The following is a 23,152-nucleotide window of genomic DNA, read 5'->3' as shown; positions in this document are numbered from 1 at the left end:
TTGAGATGGGCAGTCAGGTTGCTTAATTCTGGACTCATGATGTTTGAGAGCCGTACTTCGTGCGGCTCTCAAACATCATTTACCTCATACCCGCTGCTTACAGCCAATTTCCGACCAAAATGTAGGGTGCCCAGTAATAGGGGTGTCCTCGGAATCGGGGAGATTGCAGCACTGATAGTTGGGCGCGGCGTAGGGCTTCTGCTTTGGTGACATTCTGACCAAGTTCGGCATAAAACTGGCTCATCAGAATGGCAGTCGCTTCATCGCTAATACTCCATAGGGTTGCCAGGGTGCTGCGTGCCCCTGCTCGGACTGCGACTCCTGCTAGACCTAAGGCGGCAAGTTTGTCTCCCGCTGCCGTTTGACAGGCGCTTAAAACCAACAGTTCGATCGGACCCGAACGGCTGGTTTCAGAGGTTTGCAGAAGGGTGTTGAGCTGATTGATAGTAATGCGTCCATCCCAGGTGAGGATGAAGGTGTCTTCTAACGCAGAGCTAAATTTGCCATGGGTTGCCAGATGAACAATCGGTTCAGGCGCATCATCGATTGCCGTTTGTAGAGCGTCTGCGGTGAATTGATCGTTGAGTAAGATGCGACTGGGCAATTCTGCTTGAATTTGTTCGAGTTCTGGAATGACGTTGGGTAATGCAGTGAAGCCTTGACGGGCTTCGCTGAGTCCGGCAGTAATGATGCCCAGCCGTTTTTCGGTCAGGGGATGGGGGGCAAGTAGTTGCAAGCCTGGGGTGAGTGCCACACTATATCGTTCAATCAAGTAGCGTTGACCATCATGCAGCACTGCCATCGGCAGGTTTCGCAAAACACCATCTAAGACAAACACCAGTGTTTCAACGCCACTATCGGATAGATCTGTAGCAACCGGACGAATCAACCAGTTATACAGTTGTTGTGCTTGTGGTAAGAACTGTCGTCGCGAGCGATTGGTTAACTGTTGCCGCAAGTTCAGTGCCAGCTCTTCCACCTGAGCCTGAGAAACGGCAGTCGCGTAGTGTCTTAGCGGTTGATGGGGTAAGCGAATAATGACTTCTAAGCGGTCTGCCAGAATAATGGGATACAAAACGGCGGCTTGTTGATCAATCTGGTCGATGTCAATCGGTTGAGCATCCAAACATGCTTGCCGAAAGAAGTTATCCAGTTCTGCCAGTTGCAGCGATTCAATCACGTTTCTGGCTTTTTCTAGATGATCGGGATTGGTATCTCCTGCCCCTGGGGTCAACAACAAGCTAACAAGTTCTCGATGAATCGGTTCGACGCTGTCTTGAAAAGATAGTTGAACTTCGGGGTTAATGGCAACCAGATCGTTGCGCAATGATTGCAAAATATCGATCGCTTCCGAATAAGCGGCGATCGCCTGGTCATAGCGATCGGGGCTAGTTTCTGCATCTGCTTGCGCCTTAAAAATCCGTCCCATCTGCCACTGCCAGCGGTAGGAAATATCAGTAGCATTGGTTTCTTCCGCGAGCAATAAGGCTTGTTGCGTCAATCCTTCAGCATCTTGCCATTGGCGGGTCTGTTCATACAATTTGCCCAACATACCAACGGCGTAAGATTCAGCCCGACGATTGCCCAGATCACGCGCGTGCTGAATGGCGGTGATTAGAATCGGAGCAATTTCCTGGGGAGGTGGGAGAGCCGTTGTTGGCAGGGGTGGCAAGGGTTGTATGGGCTGAACCGGAGTTGGCATCGCATAGTCGGGCAGGTAAAGACTTTCGACGGGACCTCGAATTTCTGCATCACTAGCGCCGCGTGTACCTCGGGTTGGGTCATCAGAAAACATGACATCACTGCTACCCCGGTTCGCTTGCCACTCTCCCCCTGCCCAGAGCATTAGATTTTGAACAAAGTTAACTCGGGCATAGAGGGCAGATTCATGGGCAGGCAAAGCTTCAACTCGACTGCGCAGGGGGTTGAGTAAGGCTTCGGCATCATTCACCCGGCGCTGTTGAATCAACAGACTGAACAAATTCAGTTGCGATCGCACTTGATCGATCTCGGAATTCGCACTGGCGGCGGCTTGGCGATAGAAATCTAAAGCAGCTTCAATATCATTTTGGGCGCGGGCAGTGTTGCCCAGGCTCAATTGCGCCGCACTGATTTCTGCGGGTAGCTGCAAGCGTTGGGCGACATCCAGGCTGGTTTGCAGGACATCACGAGATTGGGGTAAATCACCAACCACTTGCAAAGCATTCCCCAGACTTCGCAAACCAACAGCTTTGGTCAGCGAATCAGGCTGATGTTGCAAGGTGTCTGACAGGGGCGTCAGAAGCGCGATCGCCCGTCGATAAAACCCCAAACGTTGTAAGGCTTGTGCCTGATTGATTCGACTTTGTACCGCACGGTTGATATCGCCCAGTTGGTCATAGAGTGAACTGGCATGTTCCCAAGTGCTTAAAGCCGCTTCGGTCTGTCCTTGAGCCAATTGCAAACTACCCTGTACTTCTAAAACAGATGCTTGCAGCGGTAAGCGATCGGTGGCGTCAAGCTGGTCTAACAGCATCAGACTGGTGGCGATCGCCTGGTTGGCGGCATTCCATTGATTCAATCGTTGATAGACCAGTGCCAGATTGCGAGATGCCATCACCTGTTCGGGGATATTGCCTGCGGCTTGTGCAGCTTGAATCACCTGTTGCAAAACGGATGCGGCTTCATTGAATTGTCCCGCTTCGTAGAGTTGCTGTCCTCTTTGTAAAAGCGCACTGTCAGCTATCTGGGAATGATGGGGAGTGGGATTGGATAGATCATTGTGTGTTTCACTAATCGACGCTTGTAAGACTGAATCGCGGATTGCTCCAGCGGACGGTGACACGACGATTGGAGCAGTGGTTGACAGTGAAGAAGGCGATCGCGAGGGTTGCCAGAATGCGAGACCTGGCGTGCAGATCAGACACAATCCCAGACTGAAGATTGCCAATGCCATATATTTGACTCTACGCCAGAGTCGCATGGGAGATTTCGTAGTGGAATGCGTATCGGGTAGCATTGATCTTCTCCTAATTAACCCCATCTCAAGGCGTGATTGATATCTGGTTGATGTTAAGTGCTGGACGTTGAGCCAGCTAACATTCAATACTTAAAATGAACGGTTTAGAACGCACTATAGTGAACTGAAAAGTAAATACCGTTTTCTTGTAATGTATCTCCCTGATCGTCGATGTCTACGAGGGGAATGCCCCAGTCAAGCCGTGCATTGAAGCGATCGCCCTGTTGCCATTGCAAGCCTAACCCTAACCCAACTAAGGTATTTGGGTCGGGGTTATCGCGACCCACATTCCAACCCAACCCCAGGTCAAAAAATGGCGCGATTTGCAACAATCCTCGAATCTGGCGATTGCGATAAATCGGGATGCGGGTCTCTGCCCGAATTAAGACTCCATTGTCGGTGAGAAACAGGTTTTGGCGATAGCCCCGAACCGTATCAATGCCGCCAAAGCCAATCTGTTCTAAGGGCACCAGCGCACTATCTGCCAGTTGAGCTTCTGCCTGCACCAGCAGCAAGGTATCGGGTGCCAGTAAGCGTATCCATTGCCCTTGCCCATACCAGGAGAAAAAGCGGCTATCGGGGGCATTGTCGTTAATCGTGGAATCCAACGCGTCCAGCCCCAGGCTAAATTGCGATCGCACCGCAAAGACTTGCCGACTGCCCCGCTGCGTCCATTCCTGGACAAATCGCAATGCCGATACGCGAATCCGACCGTCATCATCGGCTCCCAGGGTCGGCAGGGGAATGGGTTCGCCTAAGAGATCTTCTAAAAATAGGCTGCGGCTTTCTTGCCGCGATGCGACTAAACTCAACGCCAATTCTTCCGTTGGGGTTTGAAAGATGGGTTGACGATAGCTCAGTTCGTAGGTGTAACTTTGCGAATTGATATCCAACACATCAAATGGATCTTCGATCACATGGCTATCGGTAAAGCCATAGCTAAAGCGAAGGGTGCCGTTGCGGGGATTGATGGGAATCGTGTAGCTGGTGTTGATTTCATCGCTGCCGTTGGTATTGGTATAGCCAACGCTGAGGGCATCTCCTAAGCCCAACAGATTTGCCTGGTTAAGTTCGATAGTGCGTTGATCGGTACCGACAGCAGGCGATCGCGCATTATCCAGGGTTAAATCAACGCTAAAGCTATCGGCTTCAGTCACCGCGACGGTCAAAATATCGGTTCCCGGTTCTACTCCAGATGATAAGTCAGCCGAAATACTGGCAATCAATGGGTCTAATTGCAACAGTTGCAAGGCTTCAACCAGACGATGAATATTGAGCGGTGGTGTGGTGGCGATCGCCAAACGACGGCGCACATAGTCTGCTTGCAAACGCCGATTGCCTGTAATTTGAATATCGGTCACCCGTCCCTCGATTACCTGAATCACCACCACGCCATGGTCTGGAACCTGCGGCGGCACATAGGCACCCGAGTTAACATAGCCCGCATCCAGATAAAGCTGGGTAATCGCTGAGCGGGCTTGATAGAGTTCGGCAAGGGTAAGCGATCGGTTGGTAAACGGTGCCAGGGCAGCGGTTAATTCATCAGAACTAAATACGGTGCTGCCAACCACGTTAAACCGATTCACAAAAATCGTCACGTCTGTATCACCAGGAGCAAGTTCTGGGACAGGTGAAGTCGGTGGGGGTGATGGTAATAATTCTTCTGCGGGTGGCAAAGCTGGCAAAGGTTCCAACTCTGGAAGAGGGTTGCGATCGGGCAGTTGGGCAAGGTTTCCCTCATCCCCTAACCCCTTTTCCCTGGGGAGAAGGGGTATTGGAGATCTTTCAGAATCTTGATGAAGTTGGGAGGGTGACGATCCCCCTAAATCCCCCTTAACAAGGGGGACTTCCGATCCTGTTCCCCCTTTTTTAAGGGGGGGTAGGGGGGATCTGATCCCACTGGATAGATCTGACGATCCCCCTAAATCCTCCTTGTTAAGGGGGACTTCCGATCCTGTTCCCCCCTTTTCAAGGGGGGGTAGGGGGGATCTGACTCCACTGTATAGATCTGACGATCTCCCTAAATCCCCCTTAACAAGGGGGACTTCCGATCCGCTGCTGCTGTTTTGTGACGGCAACACTACCAAGGGTTGCTCCCCAGCAAAGCCAGAGGAACGAGTCCTGCCGATTAGGGTTGGATCAATATGTTCCGATCGGGCAACGAAACCGTGGGTCAGAATTGCGACGCATACCAGCCCATTGGCAACTTTGAGCAATCCATACCGATGGTTTCCGCGATCAATCATTACGCCTCCGATCTAACACAGGTGACTATCAACAGGAATGAACCTACTCCCGATCTGCGCCAAAAGCAGAGCAGGTTTCAGGTTGACTATGGAGATTTTGAGGGGATGAGCTGCCATTGGGTTGAGCTGCCAAGATCACCTGCCCATCTGCCTGTCTCACCAGGGTTTGTACTTCTACAATTTGCCTGGGGATCGGGGATACGTCAGGGGGTGGAGCTTCAGTGGCGATCGCATCCGGTGTATCAACCTGGAACGACTGTGCCGACTCAGGAGCTAATGTATCCCAATCCACCACCACCGCTTCTCCGGGTAAACCTTCGGTTGGGCTGGCTGGCAAGCCGCCTCGACCCGTTACCACTAAACTGCCGCGATTACGGGCGATCGCTCCCTGAGCAGAACAGCCTTGTGCCAATAACCGCGACACATCCACTAAGCCCGATGGCAATACAATCGCGCCCTGACTCGGATCAAGCCCCGGTGTCCGAATCACGACTTCGCCATTCAGCGTGGGATTGGTTCGCGAAATTGCCGTAATATCATTCGTGGGTAAATTTGCTGGATCCAGTTGCGTTGGGTCGTCCGTGCCAAGTAAGGCGGCTAACTCCTCCCGACTACGAGGGATCAGACCAAACAATCCTTGAGTGGTAATTTCTACCCGTCCCCCCTGTCCGCTAAAAGCATTGGCAGTAATATCGCTGTTTTCATCTGGCACGGCGGCAACAAACGGCGAGTTGATCACAATATTGCCCCCATCCCCACCCGCATTTGCTGTACCTGCTGTGGTGGAAATGCGGCTATTTTGTTGCATCGCCAGAATGCTATCTAGGTGCAGAGTGATATTGCCACCTGTATTGCTGACGGTTTCAGCCGTTAACACGCCCCGATTTGCCAGCACCAATGCATTTGCCTGAACAAACAGATCCCCCGCCGTCCCTGTCCCTCGGCTATTCACCCCAACCCGAGCGCCATCGCGAATTTCAAATGACTCTGGCGTACGGATGAAAATACTACCGCCATCGCCCGTTGCCTGCGAAATTAACGTACCTGCCAAAATTCCACTGGCGCGACCTTCTACCACGAGCGCCTGATCAACATTTAAGATCATATCGCCTGCATCTCCCGCTCCTTCAGTGCTGGCAAGAAGCTGAGCACCATTGGTAATCGAGAGATTAGGTGTGAAGATGATCAAAGTACCACCATTTCCAGTCGAACCTTCATCAGTTTGCACTCTGGCACTACTGCGGCGATCGTCAAGTCCAGGACCATCAAAACCTATGCCATCAAACAGGGCGGATTGAGTTGCTCGAATCGTGACATCCCCTGCATCACTGCCTCCACCAGTAGAGGTCGAAATCGTACCGCCATTCAAGACTTGCAAAACAGGAGTAGTGACACTGACGGTGCCACCCTGCCCATCAGCACTACTCGTTAGTTCGCTGCCGATGCCACTAGGACGGGTGTCGTCAATCACATCGATGCCATTGCCATCCAGATCACGAATGGCAACGCCATCTAACACAATTGATTGGCTAGCATTCACTGTCACTCGTCCGGCATTACCTTGACCAAAGGAGCTGCTAAGGATACTGCCGCCATTTACTAACCGCAAATCTCCGGTTGAAACTGTCACGGTACCGCTATTCCCTCTGGCTCCATCATCAATGCGGCTGAAAATCAGCGAGGGTTGCAGCGTATCTGCGATCGCCTGGGGTTGCAGTCCCGATAATAAAATCGAATCGCTTGCCGTCACCCGAACATTGCCTGCATCTCCAATATTGCCCGCACCGATAGAAGACCCAATTTGCCCACCTTGTGTCAGGTTCAGGGTCGTGGCAGTTACAGACACATTGCCCAGATCTGCGCGTACAGGGCTATTGGCACTTAAGCTAGCGTTGCCTAAAAAGGCGTAACGCAAATCGATCGAATCTGCATTGACGACCACCCGCCCCACCGTTCCTGAGCCAACGTAAATATCAGTGGCGATCGTGCTTTGATTGGCAGTTAAACGATTGGCTCGAATGAATAAATCTCCGGTACGACCTGCACCAATCACGGTGGATTCAACATTGCCGCCCAGAGAAATCACCGGAGCCGTTAGCCGAATATCGCCCCCGGTTCCTGATGTGGTCACACTTTGAATCGTACTCAAGCTAAAGGGATCGGTGCCCAGAGGCGCATCGCCCTGGATAATGGCAGTGTTGCTATCGAAGGTAATGCTGCCCCCGTCAAAGCCCCAGGCACTAATAGAGAAGGGGTTAGGGGTAAACGGAATGACAATATCCTGGTCTGCCAGCAGGGTAACATCCCCACTATTGGCACTGGGGATAAAGCTACTGTCATACCCAGAGACATCTATCGAATTCACCGTGATGCCACCGCGTGAATCCATCACCACTGACCCACCACCATTGGGATCATTGGCAAAGATATCGCCGATCGCAATATCGCCCGATAGTTCTAGATTGGGTTGATAGTCGTTGCTGAGAAAGACCAATCCACCCGGTGTGGTGATGGTGTTAATTGTGATGTTGGCACTGGTGCCAGTACCATTGGTGGCGGGTAGCGTGCCAAAGCCGCTGGTATCCCCCGTTGTTCCGGTGGGAGTAACCGCAGTGATTCCGGCACGGATATCCAGCGTCGGTTCCGTGCGACCATTAATCGCAAGCGATCGCCCATTCGACAAAGGTACCGTCTCGCTTAGCCCCGCTGTCGTATCTGCCCCAGTAATCGTAATGCTATTGGCAGTCACACTACCCCCTGCCAGAATATGGAGCGATGCCCCGGTGTAATTGTTAAACCGAACATTGCCACTGGCACGAATGACTGGATCGTAGGGACTGTAGAGATTTCCCAGACTGCCATCTAATTGCTGGATCTGGACATTGCCACCACTGGCAAAATGGGCATCGGCACTGATCGTCCGGGCAGAGCGAAGAATAAGATTGCCACCGGCTACCAGCTCACTATCTGGATGATTCAGCGTATTGATATCAACCGATTGGTTGCCCTGGAGCAACAGCCGATTGCCAGCCGATGCCGTAAATGATTGGGTTGCACTATCTCGCACCCGCAGAACATCCGATGCAAACAGATTGAGATTGCCACCTGCCCGAATCTGTCCCTGGATATCCAACGTTTGTGCTGCGAAGGTAAGATCCTGTCCGACCCTCAGCGATCCCCTGCTGCGAAGGGTACCCTGATTGGGCAACCAACTGCCCAACCCCAACGGTGACGCGATCGCCAACAGGGGGGGAGCATTGGCATCCGTGGCACTAAAGGCATAGCCATTGGGAAATACGATGCGATCGCCGGTCGTTGCCGCAAACGAACCTTGGATATCAAGCTGAGCCTGGGGCCCGAACACAATGCCGTTGGGGTTCAACAAAAACAGGTCGGCATTCCCTAAAACGCCTAGCCTGCCATAGATATCGGAGCGACTATTGCCCGTCACCCGCCCGATGATGGTGTGGATGGCGTTGGGATTGGCAAAGTAAACCGACTGCCCCCGCCCGACATTAAAATCCAAAAAGCTATGAAATAAATTGCTACCCCGAATCGCACCGCCATCAATCCGAGTAATACGACCCTGCCGAGTTAATGCACGGGGCACCACAATGGAACCTTCAGAGCCAAGCGAGCTATCAGGACGAATTTGGGCGATCGCAATCGGGGGAATCACAACCCCAATGCCGACCGCTCCGGTTAACACGACAACGCTTAAACCACAACGCTGAAACCAGTGCTGCATCATCTTGTACTCCAGGGGGATAGAGAAGAGAATAGCGATCGCACCACGACAACTTTTAGGAAACTTTGCCAGCGTACCAGACTTTTTTCGACTATAGGAAATTCCTATATCTTCCTTAACGTGTTATGTGACATAAAGCACTCACATTCAGGTTAGGCATGGGTAAAAGTCCTACCATAGCGCTGTGTGGGTTGATTCAGTACGGTGTGGTGGCGCGCTCCGCGCGCCACCACACCGTTTCTGTCACCGCTATACGATAGCAGCCGAGAGGCGAGTTGAACGGGGTGCAGGGGTGGAACCCCTGCTGGGGGCACAGCCCCCATACCCCTACTGTCCTAACCACCTACTCATCCTAGTGGCAGATATTTTTTGAGAGGCGCGCTCCGCGCGCCTCTCAAAAAATATCTGCCCTATCTGGGCTTTAAATCGATATCAATGGCTATGGGGAGTAAATTGGGTATTCCAAAATTGCTACCGGGTTGACACAACAGACCATTGAGAAGAAGTATAAAGAAAACGAAAAAGGCAACTACAAATTAGCGCTTGACCTGGAAAATACGGTAATCGCTTCTACATTCGGCTGAGTACACCTGCAAAACTGAGACTATGCAACTAACGCCCCAGGAAAAAGATAAACTGCTGATCTTCACGGCTGCTCTGTTGGCAGAACGTCGTAAGGCTAAGGGTCTGAAGCTCAATTACCCAGAATCGGTTGCCTATATCTCTGCCGCTATTTTAGAAGGAGCCAGAGAAGGGCGGACGGTAGCTGACCTGATGACCTATGGCACCACGTTGCTCAATCGCGAAGAGGTTATGGATGGCATCGCCGAGATGCTCCATGAAGTGCAGGTAGAGGCAACGTTTCCGGATGGAACCAAACTTGTAACCGTCCATGATCCCATTCGCTAGCGCTTGAGTTTAATCGCTCAACCCCATAGCAGGAGAGGTGGAGATAATGTCAGATGCCAACAAAGCACTTGTACGTCGCTATTACGAGGAGGTTTGGAACCAACAAAAGCTTGACCTGCTAGCGGACATGATTCATCCCAACCATATCCGCTATGATTCAGGTCTGCCAACGAAGCTACTGGGTGCAGAAGGGGTACGACAGTTTATCCAAACGTATATCACGGCTTTTCCTGACCTGCAATTTACGATCGAAGATATGGTGGCAGAGGGCGATCGCGTTGCCGTTCGTTGGACGGTCAATGGTACGCATCACGGTAGCCTAAAAGACATTCAAGCCACCGGAAATCCGATTACGATTCCTGGTCTGAGCATGATTCGGATTGAGCAGGGCAAAATGATGGAGCACTGGACCAGTTGGGATACCTTGTTGCTTTTAACAGAATTAGGCTTTTGGGGAACGTAGAATCTATCTCAATTCCCATTGGCGTTACCAATTCTCAAGCTAGATTGCTACGTACCGCATGGTTTGGGAGTGTGTAAGTTGATTAAGTACACGGGGTGCAGGGGGCGGTGCCACCTGCGTGGGGGTTCTACCCCCACACCCCACACTTAACCTAAGCGGGTACCGCTATATATTCAGATCAATCAGATCACTACAAAAGAGAGGGGGAGTATGATTCCTGGAGAATTATGGGTTGAAGCCGGTGAGATCGAGTTAAACCAGGGGCGACCCACTATCACCCTGAAGGTTGCCAATACAGGCGATCGCCCGATTCAAGTTGGGTCTCACTTTCACTTTTACGAAGTGAACAAAGCCCTCCAGTGCGATCGCGAAAAAGCAAAAGGAATGCGCTTAGATATTCCTGCCGGAACTGCCGTTCGGTTTGAACCCGGTGACGAACGTGACGTGACCCTGGTTGCGTTAGCGGGTAGCCGTGAAGTTTATGGCTTAAACGGTTTGGTCAACGGTGCCTTAGACGACAAGAAAAGCGATAAAAAGAAAAGCGAAACCAAAGCCAGCAAGAGCGACAGTAAGAAAAAGAAAAAGTAAACCCTGATGTATCGCCTGTATGACTTTCTGCCTTCGGGCAACGGCTACAAAGTGCGGCTACTGCTCACCCAGCTGGGCATCCCGTTCGAGTTGATCCAGCTGGATATTCTCAAACACGAAACCCGCACCCCTGACTTTTTGCAAAAAAATGCCAATGGTCGCATTCCTGTTTTGGAAATAGAACCGGGAGTCTATTTATCAGAATCCAATGCCATTCTGGTTTACCTGAGTGAAGGTACCCCGTTTTTACCAGAAGATAAGCTAGAACGGGCACGGGTATTGCAATGGATGTTTTTTGAACAATATAGCCACGAACCGTTTATTGCCACTTCTCGCTTTTGGTTGCAACATGGCATGGCAGAGGCAAAACAACAAGCACTGGCAGAAAAGCAAGCCCCCGGATATGCTGCGTTGGGGGTAATGGAACGACGGTTAGCCGACCATCCGTATCTCGTTGGCGATCGCTACTCTATTGCCGATATTGCCCTCTATGCCTATACCCATGTAGCGCACGAAGGCAACTTTAGTCTGGATGCTTATCCACAGATTCAAGCCTGGTTAGACCGAGTGCGATCGCAACCTCGTCATATCCTCATTACCCAGTCACAGTTTGATAAGTGATGGTCTAGATCTATTAACTGTTTGGAAAGGCGCACGCCTTTCCAAACAGTTAACAGTGGCACGGTATAGCGCTTCGCGGCTTGAATAGATTGAGATTGTTGGCATTGCTTAATAGCGGGATGAATTTGAATGTGAACCCAAAGGGTTCACGTTCAAATTCATCCCCAAAATCAGCAACGCCAGATTGCTGTGTGAGAGCTGCGCTCTGCGCAGCTCTCAATTGAAAATTGCTATAGAAACTTTCAGCTAACGTTACAAAAGTCTTCAGGGTTCGCAAAAATTTCAAACATAGACTGCATCTCTGTCATTTCCAACAACAACCTTGCTTGCCCATTTAAAGAACAGAGCGATAAGGTTGCACTGGCTGCTTTTGCTTTTTTTGCTGCCGTTACCAGGGCACCGAGTCCACTACTATCCATAAAGGCGGTCTGTTCAAGATCGATCAGCAATGTTTTTTGCCCGGTTTCCAAGACATGATTTACCCAGGTCAGTAGTTTGTGGGTGTTGTGCGCGCTCAAAAGGGTATCGTTGACTTGAAAGATTGCAAAGGTAGCAGTAGTCATAGATGCTGTCCTAATGCCCTGATGGTATGCTGTCAGGGTTCCCACGGATGACAAAACTCTTTTTCATTGTTGTAAAACTACACATTGCCTCAGGCTCGTGGATTTCACCACACCTGATTGGTCTTAAGAGCAACAAGCTGCCGTCGCTACTCAAGACCAATCACAGGTTCATAGATCTTGTGACCTCAAGGATTGCTCTAACCGCCATGACGTTATTGACAAATCTAAGATTGGGCTTGCAAACGGTCGTAGAATTGCTGGAATTTTGCTTGGAAGCGATCGCCGCATTTTGTATTTTGTTGGGTTTGCTGTCGGTGGTGCAATTGATGCTGTCGCAGCCCCGACGCTTAAAGTCTGAGCGATTTCTCAATCTGCGGTTGCGGTTAGGTTCCTGGTGGGCGTTGGCGCTTGAGTTTCAGCTTGGGGCAGATATCTTATCCACCACCATTGCCCCCTCGTTTGCGGAATTGGGTAAGTTAGGAGCGATCGCATTAATCCGTACGTTCCTCAACTATTTCCTCAGTCAAGAACTGCTGGAAGAAGAAACTCGGCTGAATCGAAACCCACTTGAATAAGTCAAGTGGCGCAGGATCACATATTAAATAAACCCAGACGTTTATGTTTAGCAGCGCGGCGTCGCCGCGCTGCTAAACATAACTTTTCGGCAAAAGCTTCTGATCCGAAAATGGCGAGTGTCGTCTGGGCACCTGTTTTATGCTGAGGACAGGCATTCAGAGTGTTCCATGACGCCAACCCTTGATCCAGATGTGTGTTATCGTGCCATTCAAACCAAAGATGCCCGGTTTGATGGTCAATTTTTTGTTGCCGTGTATACGACTGGAATTTATTGCCACCCCATCTGTCCGGCAACCACCCCCAAACGAGAAAATTGTACGTTTTTCTCCAATGCGGCAGCGGCTCAGCAGGAAGGCTTTCGACCCTGTTTGCGCTGTCGTCCAGAGCTATCGCCCCATTTGTTTGCCTATGTGGGCACAACGTCTACCGTGTCCCGTGCTTTACGGCTGATTGCAGAAGGCATATTAGATCAAGGAACGGTTACAGACCTGGCAACTCGTTTAGGCATGGGCGATCGCCACCTACGACAATTATTTAACCAACATTTAGGAACGTCACCCATTGCCGTTGCCCAGACCCGACGGCTATTGTTTGCCAAACAACTGATTGATGAAACGCTGTTACCCATGACTGATATTGCCATGGCAGCAGGGTTCAGCAGTTTGCGTCGATTTAATCATGTGATTTACAAAACCTATGGCCGATCGCCCAGCGACCTGCGACGACAGTCCAGCCATCCTACAGATGCACCCTTACCTGCCACACTCACGCTCAAACTTGCTTACACTCCCCCCTTTGATTGGGCAGCGTTGGTTCAGTTTCTCACGCCTAGAGTTACACCAGGGTTGGAGTCGGTGAACATAGCCCGCTATCGACGGGCGATCGCTCTAGATGGACAGCATGGCATCGTGGAAATTTCCCCTATTCCTGGAGAAACCTATCTGTTGGCAAACATTTGCTTTCCCAAAGTAGCCCTACTGTCACAAATCGTAGAACGATTGCGGCGAATGTTTGATCTCAATGCCAATGTGACTGAAATTGCCGCCCATCTCCAACACGATCCCATCCTGGCACCTCTGGTGAATGCTCGACCTGGCTTACGCATCCCCGGCAGTTGGGATCCTTTTGAACTGGCAGTCCGAGCCATTTTAGGTCAGCAGGTCAGTGTTGCCGCTGCAACTACATTAGCAAGTCGCTTAGTCGCCACCTACGGAACCCCCTTAGCGATCGCAGCAACGATGCCTTTTGATCTGGATATCCAATTCCTTTTTCCCCAAGCCGATGTCTTAGCCACCGCAGATCTGACCGGGTTAGGTATCCCCAACGCTCGCGCCAGGGCGATCGCAGCATTAGCGACTGCCGTTGCTGACACTCCGCAATTGCTCACCCAGTTTCAGTCGCTAGACGATGCAGTGCAAACCCTCTGCCAATTTCCCGGCATTGGCGAATGGACTGCTCATTACATTGCCATGCGCGGATTACGCGAACCCGATGCTTTTCCTGCCACCGACCTGGGACTGTTACGAGCCATGGAAACTTTGGGACACCCCCTCAGCAAAACTCAGTTTGTAGAATACGCCCAAGTCTGGCGACCCTGGCGAGCCTATGCAGCAATGTATCTATGGTCAATGCTTTAGTACACCTCGTTCTCGTAGGGGATGGAATTGGGTTCTAAGACGCTGTACCCCCTGCACTTTCTGGATTTCTATACGTAGCTCAGCTTTCAGCAATGGGTATGATTCTTATGACAAAAACAGAACTTTTGATCGACAAAATTGAGTCTGAACTGGGGCAAATTTGGCTGGTTTCAGAGGGTGAAACGCTTGTAGCATTGGACTTTGCAGACTATGAATCACGACTAATGAAGCTGCTTGAAAAACGCTATGCTTCTGTGTCATTGATTGCCCAACCGAAACAATCAGGCTATGGCGATCGCCTACGCGCCTATCTTGCTGGGGAGTTAAATAGCCTGGATGAAATTCCGGTCAATCCAGGTGGCACCCCATTTCAACATCAGGTCTGGCTAACCTTACGTTCTATTCCACCGGGAACCGTCATGACCTATGGTGAACTAGCCCAAAAGATTGGCAAACCCACAGCTCAACGGGCAGTCGGCATGACCAATTCCCTTAACCCCATTGCGATCGTCCTTCCTTGCCATCGAGTAATCGGGGCGAATGGTAAATTGACGGGATATGCAGGCGGATTAGAACGCAAACAGTGGCTCTTAAACCACGAAGGGATCTGCTTATAGCGGGATTGCACGTTTTTTAAGTACAGAAACGGTGTTGTGGGGCGCTCCGCGCCCCACAACACCGTACTGAATCAACCTGCACAGCACACGCTCAAAAACAGGATAGTAATGTTTAGAGAGTGTCGCTTCGCGACGCTCTCCAACACGTTATCGGTTCTAATATCATTACGTCAGGCTATGGATCTAGACCTATCCTAAAAGCGATCGCAACGAATCGATTATTTTGGGGTCTAACTCGGTCGCTCACAGTCTTTGCGGGACGTAATTTAGATGACTCAATCATGTGCGATCGCAATCGTCATAATTACGTACTCTTAAGCGCTATTGCAGTGGATGAGGGATAGTTTTTTGATGTTTCAGATTAGGTTTTGATAGCGTATTTTCGGACGAAGAAAATAATTTTTGCGTGGCACGGGCAAAGCCCGTGCCACGCAAAAATTACTCCTCTCTTTCCGCTTCAGTAGAGGCTTCGGGAAGCCAAACAATTACGGCTGTGCCTGGGTTACCGTTCTGGATCAAATCATTGCGAAATTTTCCTAACAGATGACTTTTCTGCGCCGGACTCACCACATTAATTTCACCCTGCATTTCCGCGATTAAATTACGGGCGATCGCCAATCCGAGCCCTGTTCCTGGAATCTCTGTGTTTGCCTGCACGCCACGATAATGAGGTTCAAACAAATGCTCCAGGTCTTGAGGTGGAATGCCGGGTCCCGTGTCGGCAATCACAATTGCTTGCCGATGTTCGGCTGCCAATCGTGCGACTCGCAAATAGACCTTGCCATCTGGGGGAGTATATTTCAACGCATTATCCATCAAATTACTCAGCACTTCCCGCAGTGCTTTAATATCCATTTGCACAGGGGGTAAATCCGTAGGCAGATTAACTTTAAGGTGAAGTTGCCGATCTTGTGCGATCGCTCCGGCTGAACTCAACAACGGTTCCAGCACCGCTTTTACCGGATAGGGAGTTACCTGCACCTCTGCACCCGTTAAATAGGCGACCCCTGATGGCAGCATTGGCTTGGGTGCGGTTGGCGTAGCCAAACTCGCGTCCATGTCAGTCGTTGCTTTTGTTTCAATCTGGGCATCCCACATCGGCGAAGGTTGCAAGGCGGCAGGAGATTGCAATAAATTGGCATCGCCTAAATCAATCGCAGATTCAAACTGTTGCAATAAATCTTGTAAGCGATCGCTTTCTCGCACAATGCCTTCTGCCAATTCGCGATTGCGATCGCTGGGCAAAAACCGTTTTACCATCAGCTTGCCAAAGGTTCGCAGAGCGGTGAGGGGATTGCGAAACTGATGCAGCAATGTATCAAACACATCGTGTTGTTGTGCTTGCAGTAACCGCTGTTGTTGCAAGTCATGGTTCAACCATTGCCCCCGTTGGTCTAACACACAGGCGATCGCCAACGTTCGGGCAATCCGATCAATTTGGCTTTGTTCCAACTCACTCCAGGGTCGATCCGAACGAGCCGTAACCAAAAGCCCCATCACGACCCCTTCATAAATCAAGGGCAAAACAATTTGCTCTTCTAACAAGAAATCTTCAGGCAATACGGGCGGAGAAGCCGTCGTCGAATCAGCTTCGTTTAACGGTGGAGGCTCAGCCGCCTTCAAGCTTGAGCGATCGGAACCCGGTAATGCTAAAACGGGTGCCGACGGGGTTCCGGCACTGGCATCAGCAGGCAATAAGCGCTGTCCGTCATGGGTTTGTTGCCGTCTGGAAAGTAATGACAAAACCTGTTCTGCTTGCCAGGTCGAAGCAGCCTCTGGATACGCCACAATGGGCACCAGTTTTGCATCCAGTCCCTCGGTAAATTCTTCCGTCAGATACACCACTGTTAAAGAAGCACCCAGACCCTGTGTCAACAACATGACCTGAGACTGACAAAGAGAAACAAATTCTGCGCTAGCGGACATGAGCATGAGAGCAAACAAGATGGGCGAGCAGGAATTGTAGCGACCAGTCAAGCAGCAGACGGGGACTTGAATGCAAAATTCATCAACTTAAAGCCCCACCCAGACAACTTCACGATCCTTCAAGCAGAATTGTTATCCAAATTATGCAAATATTGCATCAATGAGTTTACTATTCCAGATGCTCTACTTTACTATGTTATAAGTCACTGAGAACTGATGCAGTTATTTAACGCCATCGAGTCAAACCGAGCGCAGCGTTAGGTAGGTCGCTATTTTTGCATGACTTTTGCAAATGAGGGTTTCATTGACGAGGCAAGAAAAAAGCCCGACTGTACCAGTTAGGCTTGCATACCGACGGTGACGATACAAACTCGACCACAGGGCATTTCGAGGCGAGTGACTCAAGCCGAAATTGCTGCCAGTTAATACTTTCTTTATCATTTTTTTAGAGTTTGTATCAAAAGTTTAAAAGAAGTTGAAATCTTGAAGTCAAGTCGGTATACTTGCCACGTTCTTAGTATTTTGTAACTAAGACTACACACCTGATAGACTTAAAGAGAGGAGGTAAGGAGGTTGGCAAGGAGACGCAAGCGTAAAAGCCGTCGTCGTTTGGAAGGGCGCAGGATTCTGGAATTGGTGCCCCAATTTAGCATTGAATGTGGTGAGGATAAGCCCGTTACAGCCGCTCGTAAGTTCATTCACGCAGAAGGCATTTTGCCACCGGCATTATTGCTGGTTAAGCGGAACGAGCATACGACAGACCGCTACTTTTGGGCTGAAAAAGGGCTATTTGGTGCTCAGTATGTTGAAGAGAATCATTTTCTCTTCCCTAGCTTGCGTGTATCAGAAGATGAAATGGATGATTTACCCGTGGCAGCTGGACGCTAAGGTATTTTTTTCCGCGATCTGATACGGTACTGACCAGGCGATCGCCTCTCTTTTCAACGGGGTCGCAACTCAGCCATCTAGAGCATGCAGAGTCAATAGGATCAAAAGTTTTATTACTTTCTTCCAGTCACTACTGGGAAGATTAAAGCACATTAAAGCTTGAAGTAATATCAGCCCTCAGGATTACTTCTGGCAAGCGCAAATGAGAAAATAGTGAAAAGAGCACATCCTCTTAGAGGATGTGCTCTTTTTCTCGCGAATTGATGGGGCGAACTTACGGTCTGGGAGCGGTGGAGGGACATCCTCCACTCTCCCTAGCGATCGCAGAACTAAGATTTACTTAACCTCGATCGCTTAACCGAAATTCACGTAACGTCGATCGCTTAACCAAGATTTACTTTAACGACTTTGTTTTTCTCCTCTTCGACTTTGGGCAATTTCAAGTTCAAAATGCCATCTTTATACGCGGCTTCAACTTTGTTGTTTTGGACGCGAGTTGGCAATGGAATAACGCGGCGGAACGAACCATAGCGGAACTCAGAACGGAATACGCCATTCTCTTCAGTTTTTGTTTCCGACTTGCGCTCGCCACTAATCGAAACAGCTTCTGCGGTCACTTGGACATCTAGATCTTCGGCACGCATTCCCGGAAGCTCGACTCTAAGTTGAACCGCTTCAGGCGTTTCATGTATCTCAGCAGATGGTACAAACGTTTTTCCTGGGTCACTGCTGACAGTGTCGGTGGAAAGTGTATCGAACAAATTGTTCATTTCACGTTGTAGAGTTTCAATTTCACGAAACGGTGACCAACGAACGAGTGTCATAATGCATAGTCTCCAAGAGCGTTCTCTTGATATCAATCTATCGAACCTTTGATAGAGGTGGGGTTCGGTTCTCAAGATAGAAAGCGATCGCAATTCCCACACCTACACTCTTTAAGAAGCAAAATTTGCTGGGAGTGCCGCGCAGAGCGCGGCACTCCCACGGTTTTTATATGAAGATACGCTGAATTAAAAAGGGGTAATGGTAGTCAGGTAATGATTTTTTGTGGCGCGGGCGTCGCCCGCGCCACAAAAAATCATTACAGCGTGCAGGTTCGTTAAGTACAGAAACGATGTTGTGGGGCGCTCTGCGCCCCACAACATCGTAGTGAATCCGCTAATCACACCAAATTTCATGGATGGATTGAGCAATACCGTGCAAAATTTAGAAAAATGAGAGAGGATGGGGTACTGCCTTCTGCGCCTCCATTTCCAACCCCCATGGGTGACGAAGTATACTGAGATCGTAGATGTGATACTGTCTGGAATTTCTCTGGAAGAGCATTGGCAGGGTAAATGCTCTTAACTGACACTGTCCTATGTCGCGTTTGGGAGGTTCTAAATGTCGCAACCTGATGTGGCTTATAACTTCCGACCAACGGAAAATAAAGCCTCTCAAAAGCCGGGAAATTCTCTATGGGCAGGAAAGTTTTCGCTGCAAACCACACCCCGAGATCACGCTACGCTGCTGCGGGAATTAGAACAGGCGCACATTCTCAATCAGCAAAGAATTGGTCGCATTCATCATTTAGAACAAGCCTTAGACCAGGCATTGGTGTGTCTGGGTGAGCTGAGATCTCAGTTGCAAAACCAAGCGATGCTGGAAACGCAATTGGCAAAAACAGAAAATTTTGCCAATGTTCAGCAAAAAGCAGTAGCGCGGTTACAGCAGCGGCTTTGTCAGCAAAGTCAAACGTTGGACGTTCAGGCAAGCGAAATCCAAACCCGTGCTCAGGAGCTCAGTGAATTACAAAAATCGTTGGATTCTAGTCAACAGTGGGTTGCTGACCTGGAAGCCCGGTTGCAAACCGAACAAGCGAACAAGGCAGAATTAGAAACCCAACTGGCTCAGGCAAAGCAAGATGTTCAAGATATGAGCGATCGCCTGAAGAGTTATCAGGTGAAGCTGAGCCAACTGGAGCAGGCATTAGCCCATCTTCATTCAGACTGGGATGACCACGAAAATCCAACATTAACATCGCGTCGTCCTCAAGATGTCGCGGCTGCACGGAATGTATCCCTTGCGTCGTTGCAAAAAGATTTGGCGATCGCCCAGATTAAGGTTGAGGAATTAGAGGTTCAACTGGCAAAACAGATGACGTTGCAAGCCAGATGGCAACATGCTTATCAGGAAGCAGAAACCACCCAGGAGATAAACCAGAGTCGAATTCAGCATTTAGAGCAGCAGGGTGCTGAACTGCAAGAGCAAATTTTCCAGCATGCCAAACAATCTGAGGAATATGAGGCAGCTGTGCAATATTGGAAAGATCGGTGTCTTGCCAGTCAACAGCACATGACGTATTTCAAACAGTTAGCCATTCAAGTCAAAGCGGCGGTATCTCATCCGGCAGACCCCCAGGCGATCGCCTTGCCTGCGGAACTATCAGAATTATTAAACGCCATTGAGATGTTGGCTCCGCCAGACAATCCCCCCGAAGCTAATAAGTCAGCACCAGTACCGGCGGTGCGCTTGGCTAGCCGTCTGGATATTCCGGGTTTCCTGATGCGGCGACGCAATCAGCGAGCAAATAAGTAAATTGAATAGGTAAATTAGTGTTGCAAACACCAAATTTTACAACATGGGGGGTTGGGGGCGAAGCCCTCAAGAAGGGGTTCCACCCCTTCACCCCTTACAAAACTTTCGTTTTGCTGTACTAGAGCGCTGGACAGGTTGATTCCGTACGGTGTTGTGGGGCGCGGAGCACTCCACAACACCGTTTCTGTACTGAACGAACTTGTACACCGCTACCTATAACAATTCCCAATCGCATGTCCCAATTGCGGGAAGCACGGTTCTACACAATCCAAGTAGTGATGTGAGAGCATTGCTCCGCGAGGCTCTCACATCACCATCGTGCGAAGTGCTATGAAACCCAGAAAGCAATTATCTGGTCTGGGAGAGCATTGCTCTCCCAGACCAGATAATCAGTATTATCCAGTTCTAGACGTAATGGTTTTGCCCACTGATATGCCGTGCGCTGCGTCATATCAGCTTTGTGTATGATTAATGGGCATTCGAGGGTAGTGACATAGACGCATTAGGGATTTCGATGATGGGGCGATCGAGCGCAATCATTAATGCATCTGAGTTAACCGCTGGGTAGGATTCAGCAGTGACAGAAGAACCCTGGCTGGCAATTTGCTGCGTTGACTGGTGCGACAGCGGTGTAATGTCTGACAAGAACCCTAAAAGAATAGCGGCAGCCGCTGCTCCACCCCACATCACTGTTAGTCGAGGACGACGATCGACACGAGTGATGACTCGGTTGACTACCTGCTCTACGGCGTGATCTGCTGTAGGCACGGTGAGCGATCGCATTCCAGAGCGCAGCTTGAGCAATCGATCATAAAGGCATTGAACGGCGGGATCATTAGTTAACCAGTCTTCTATTTGGCGACGCTCTGCGGCTGTCACCTCACCATCTAGATAGGCACTGAGTAGCTCGAAGCGATCGCGCTTTAAGTTATCGACGGTATCTAGAGGCAGGCAGCAATCCTCCTCACTCTTGACTGGTAGATCCATTGGAAACTGCTGATGAAAATCGTTACAAGCGTCAAAATTGGAAGCCATGTTCAGAACGAGAAGAATCAGAACTAAGTGTAAGGCGAATGAACCAGTAACGTACAGCGAGCCGAAAAAAAATCTCCACTCCGATCATAACTCTAGCCGAAATAAATTAATCCTCTTTGAAGAAGCTATGAAGTTGCGAGATCCGTTTTTCTAGCAAGCTATCCATCAGTGATTCAGGGGGCTAGTTCCTAAGATTCTATCGAATCCACCTAGTTTTCCAAATACTCCTGAAGGTTAGCTTTCTAGATATTCCTGAAGTTGTAGCTGCAACCGTTGTCTGGCTCTAGCAATGCGTGACTTTACAGTACCCAGCGAGACGCCTGTTAATTCCGCAATCTCTTCGTATGCCATACCGTCAATTTCTCTTAACACAATCGTGGTACGAAAGACTTCGGGTAAATCAGCGATCGCTGTACGTAACTGGTCATAGAACTCTCGGGTTGCCAACTCTTCATCAGGGCCGGGATTATCAGACGGAAGATCCCATTCCATTTCGCCATCTTCTACACTTCTGGGCGCATCTAACGAAATTGGGCTATTCGACCGTTTCCGCTTGCGTAGTTCGTCGTAGAACAGATTGGTCACAATCCGGCTCAGCCACCCCCGAAACTTGACAGGTTCCTGGAGTCGTCGAACATTCCGATACACCCGAATCCAAACTTCTTGGGATAGATCTGCACGGTCTGACCAATCAGGAGCGAGGTGATAGAGAATTTTCTCTACATGCGACTGGTAACGACGAATCAATTCAGCAAAGACCATTTTGTTGGGACGAACTCCAACCTGACATTGCAAAATCAGGTCGTAGTTTGACAGCTTTTCAGCTTGCACCACTTCTTGGGGCTCTACTGCTTGTTGATTGCTATTCCAAGCCAAGGTCAGAGAATGACCCATCGGAAGAGTTGAGCTTTGAGAGGTTCCGTCTTTATATGACGCTTGCATTGTTGATTAGTTTCCTGCAATGACTAGGAGTTGGTTCAGATTTCTCAAGTACGCTGAGTTGGGGTGTATTGGTGTTAGAGGACGGACACATTTACATCATCGCCATTGTTGAAATTCAAACAGGAAGCAATGTGCCAGATACCAAAGCTACACAGACCATCAGCAGTAGATGCAGATTACTTCAGGAGGTCTTCAGCGACCTTGAAGTCCGTTGCTGTATAAAATCTACTGCCCATGTCGGTTTACAAAATCCCCCCTTAGGACGGTTTTAAATCTGCACACAAGTACTATCTGCCTCCGCTGCGATGAAGCACAAGCCCTTAATGCACATCCTTTTAATCAAACCTATCTAGCTTTAGGCTGATCTTTAAACCGATGCTTCAGCCTCTCATAGAGCTACTATCTCGGCACTTGAGACAGAACTATGCATCTGTCATCTATCTAAGGTCACAGATTTTATAAAATGCGGAGATTTGGATTCAGAAATGCGGTGTCACCACGCTTACGAACATACATCCCCGGTTTTACCCAATCTATAGCAATTGACTAATTAAGTATGCCGGAGTGCCGGGTGGAATCCCTATCTGGGGGCACGTCCCCTGCGTCCCTGTCCTGACCAGACCTTTGGCGGCTATACAATCCTCAGGATGATGGCCTCAGGATGGTGGGCTGATTAGAATCGAAGATTTATGTTTGGAATTGCGGCGACGCCGCAATTCCAAACATAAATCTTCGGGTTCTATTGAATCTATAACCTCAAGGATCTCGAATGAGTTAACCTGTGATTCTTTTTGAAAAAGTGATGGCTTCACCATCAT

At 49.7% G+C, this 23,152-nt stretch carries 17 protein-coding genes; 9 read left to right on the top strand and 8 right to left on the bottom strand.

Features of this window, described 5'->3' with window-relative positions:
- Nucleotides 1–97: 97 nt before the first annotated feature.
- The 3 genes from ACR6Z4_RS02940 to ACR6Z4_RS02930 form a co-directional block, all read right to left on the bottom strand.
- A complete protein-coding gene (locus ACR6Z4_RS02940; protein ID WP_479715717.1) occupies nt 98–2,998 on the bottom strand; it encodes a CHAT domain-containing protein in 2,901 nt (966 codons plus the stop codon).
- 104 nt (nt 2,999–3,102) lie between these two features.
- Complete coding sequence (locus ACR6Z4_RS02935; protein ID WP_479715716.1) at nt 3,103–4,683, bottom strand: ShlB/FhaC/HecB family hemolysin secretion/activation protein; 1,581 nt, start codon at nt 4,681–4,683, stop codon at nt 3,103–3,105.
- 604 nt (nt 4,684–5,287) lie between these two features.
- Nucleotides 5,288–8,995 carry a two-partner secretion domain-containing protein gene (locus ACR6Z4_RS02930; protein WP_479715715.1) on the bottom strand — a complete coding sequence of 1,236 codons (3,708 nt, stop codon included), beginning with the start codon at nt 8,993–8,995 and terminating at the stop codon, nt 5,288–5,290.
- A 603-nt stretch (nt 8,996–9,598) separates the two neighbouring features.
- Here ACR6Z4_RS02930 and ureA point away from each other — a divergent pair.
- From ureA to ACR6Z4_RS02910, 4 genes are all read left to right on the top strand, one after another.
- Nucleotides 9,599–9,901 carry an urease subunit gamma gene (gene ureA / locus ACR6Z4_RS02925; RefSeq protein WP_479715714.1) on the top strand — a complete coding sequence of 101 codons (303 nt, stop codon included), beginning with the start codon at nt 9,599–9,601 and terminating at the stop codon, nt 9,899–9,901.
- Nucleotides 9,902–9,947: 46 nt separating this feature from the next.
- Entirely contained in the window at nt 9,948–10,364 is a 417-nt protein-coding gene (locus tag ACR6Z4_RS02920) for an ester cyclase (RefSeq protein WP_479715713.1), read from the top strand.
- A gap of 210 nt (nt 10,365–10,574) precedes the next feature.
- Complete coding sequence (locus ACR6Z4_RS02915; RefSeq protein WP_479715712.1) at nt 10,575–10,952, top strand: urease subunit beta; 378 nt, start codon at nt 10,575–10,577, stop codon at nt 10,950–10,952.
- 6 nt (nt 10,953–10,958) lie between these two features.
- Nucleotides 10,959–11,573, top strand: coding sequence for a glutathione S-transferase family protein (locus ACR6Z4_RS02910; protein WP_479715711.1), 615 nt, complete (start codon nt 10,959–10,961; stop codon nt 11,571–11,573).
- Nucleotides 11,574–11,815: 242 nt separating this feature from the next.
- On the opposite strand, the gene ACR6Z4_RS02905 is transcribed toward ACR6Z4_RS02910, so the two are convergent.
- Entirely contained in the window at nt 11,816–12,136 is a 321-nt protein-coding gene (locus tag ACR6Z4_RS02905) for an STAS domain-containing protein (protein WP_479715710.1), read from the bottom strand.
- Between the two features lie 206 nt (nt 12,137–12,342).
- Here ACR6Z4_RS02905 and ACR6Z4_RS02900 point away from each other — a divergent pair, with 206 nt between their 5' ends.
- The 3 genes from ACR6Z4_RS02900 (at nt 12,343) to ACR6Z4_RS02890 (ending at nt 14,966) form a co-directional block, all read left to right on the top strand.
- A complete protein-coding gene (locus tag ACR6Z4_RS02900) occupies nt 12,343–12,711 on the top strand; it encodes a DUF1622 domain-containing protein (protein WP_479715709.1) in 369 nt (122 codons plus the stop codon).
- A 168-nt stretch (nt 12,712–12,879) separates the two neighbouring features.
- Nucleotides 12,880–14,349: an AlkA N-terminal domain-containing protein gene (locus tag ACR6Z4_RS02895; protein WP_479715708.1), complete on the top strand. Its 1,470-nt coding sequence runs from the start codon at nt 12,880–12,882 to the stop codon at nt 14,347–14,349.
- Nucleotides 14,350–14,441: 92 nt separating this feature from the next.
- Nucleotides 14,442–14,966, top strand: a complete 525-nt coding sequence (locus ACR6Z4_RS02890) for a methylated-DNA--[protein]-cysteine S-methyltransferase (protein ID WP_479715707.1) — start codon at nt 14,442–14,444, stop codon at nt 14,964–14,966.
- Between the two features lie 438 nt (nt 14,967–15,404).
- On the opposite strand, the gene ACR6Z4_RS02885 is transcribed toward ACR6Z4_RS02890, so the two are convergent.
- The gene (locus ACR6Z4_RS02885; protein WP_479715706.1) at nt 15,405–16,892 is read right to left on the bottom strand and encodes a GAF domain-containing sensor histidine kinase; all 1,488 of its coding nucleotides are present in this window, start codon (nt 16,890–16,892) and stop codon (nt 15,405–15,407) included.
- 573 nt (nt 16,893–17,465) lie between these two features.
- Here ACR6Z4_RS02885 and ACR6Z4_RS02880 point away from each other — a divergent pair.
- On the top strand, nt 17,466–17,780 hold the full coding sequence (locus ACR6Z4_RS02880; RefSeq protein WP_479715705.1) for a DUF3155 domain-containing protein: 315 nt from the start codon (nt 17,466–17,468) through the stop codon (nt 17,778–17,780).
- A gap of 383 nt (nt 17,781–18,163) precedes the next feature.
- Here ACR6Z4_RS02880 and ACR6Z4_RS02875 read toward each other — a convergent pair whose 3' ends face one another.
- On the bottom strand, nt 18,164–18,604 hold the full coding sequence (locus tag ACR6Z4_RS02875) for an Hsp20/alpha crystallin family protein (protein WP_479715704.1): 441 nt from the start codon (nt 18,602–18,604) through the stop codon (nt 18,164–18,166).
- Nucleotides 18,605–19,163: 559 nt separating this feature from the next.
- Here ACR6Z4_RS02875 and ACR6Z4_RS02870 point away from each other — a divergent pair.
- Nucleotides 19,164–20,357, top strand: coding sequence for a hypothetical protein (locus ACR6Z4_RS02870; RefSeq protein ID WP_479715703.1), 1,194 nt, complete (start codon nt 19,164–19,166; stop codon nt 20,355–20,357).
- A gap of 468 nt (nt 20,358–20,825) precedes the next feature.
- Here the strand turns inward: ACR6Z4_RS02870 and ACR6Z4_RS02865 are convergent, their stop codons facing one another.
- A complete protein-coding gene (locus tag ACR6Z4_RS02865) occupies nt 20,826–21,344 on the bottom strand; it encodes an anti-sigma factor family protein (RefSeq protein ID WP_479715702.1) in 519 nt (172 codons plus the stop codon).
- Nucleotides 21,345–21,626: 282 nt separating this feature from the next.
- Entirely contained in the window at nt 21,627–22,286 is a 660-nt protein-coding gene (locus ACR6Z4_RS02860; protein ID WP_479715701.1) for a sigma-70 family RNA polymerase sigma factor, read from the bottom strand.
- Nucleotides 22,287–23,152 lie beyond the last annotated feature (866 nt).

The organism is Calyptranema fuscum S582 (assembly GCF_055793305.1).
Note: the sequence above shows the minus strand (reverse complement) of the source record. Positions and strands in the feature narration are given on the sequence as shown.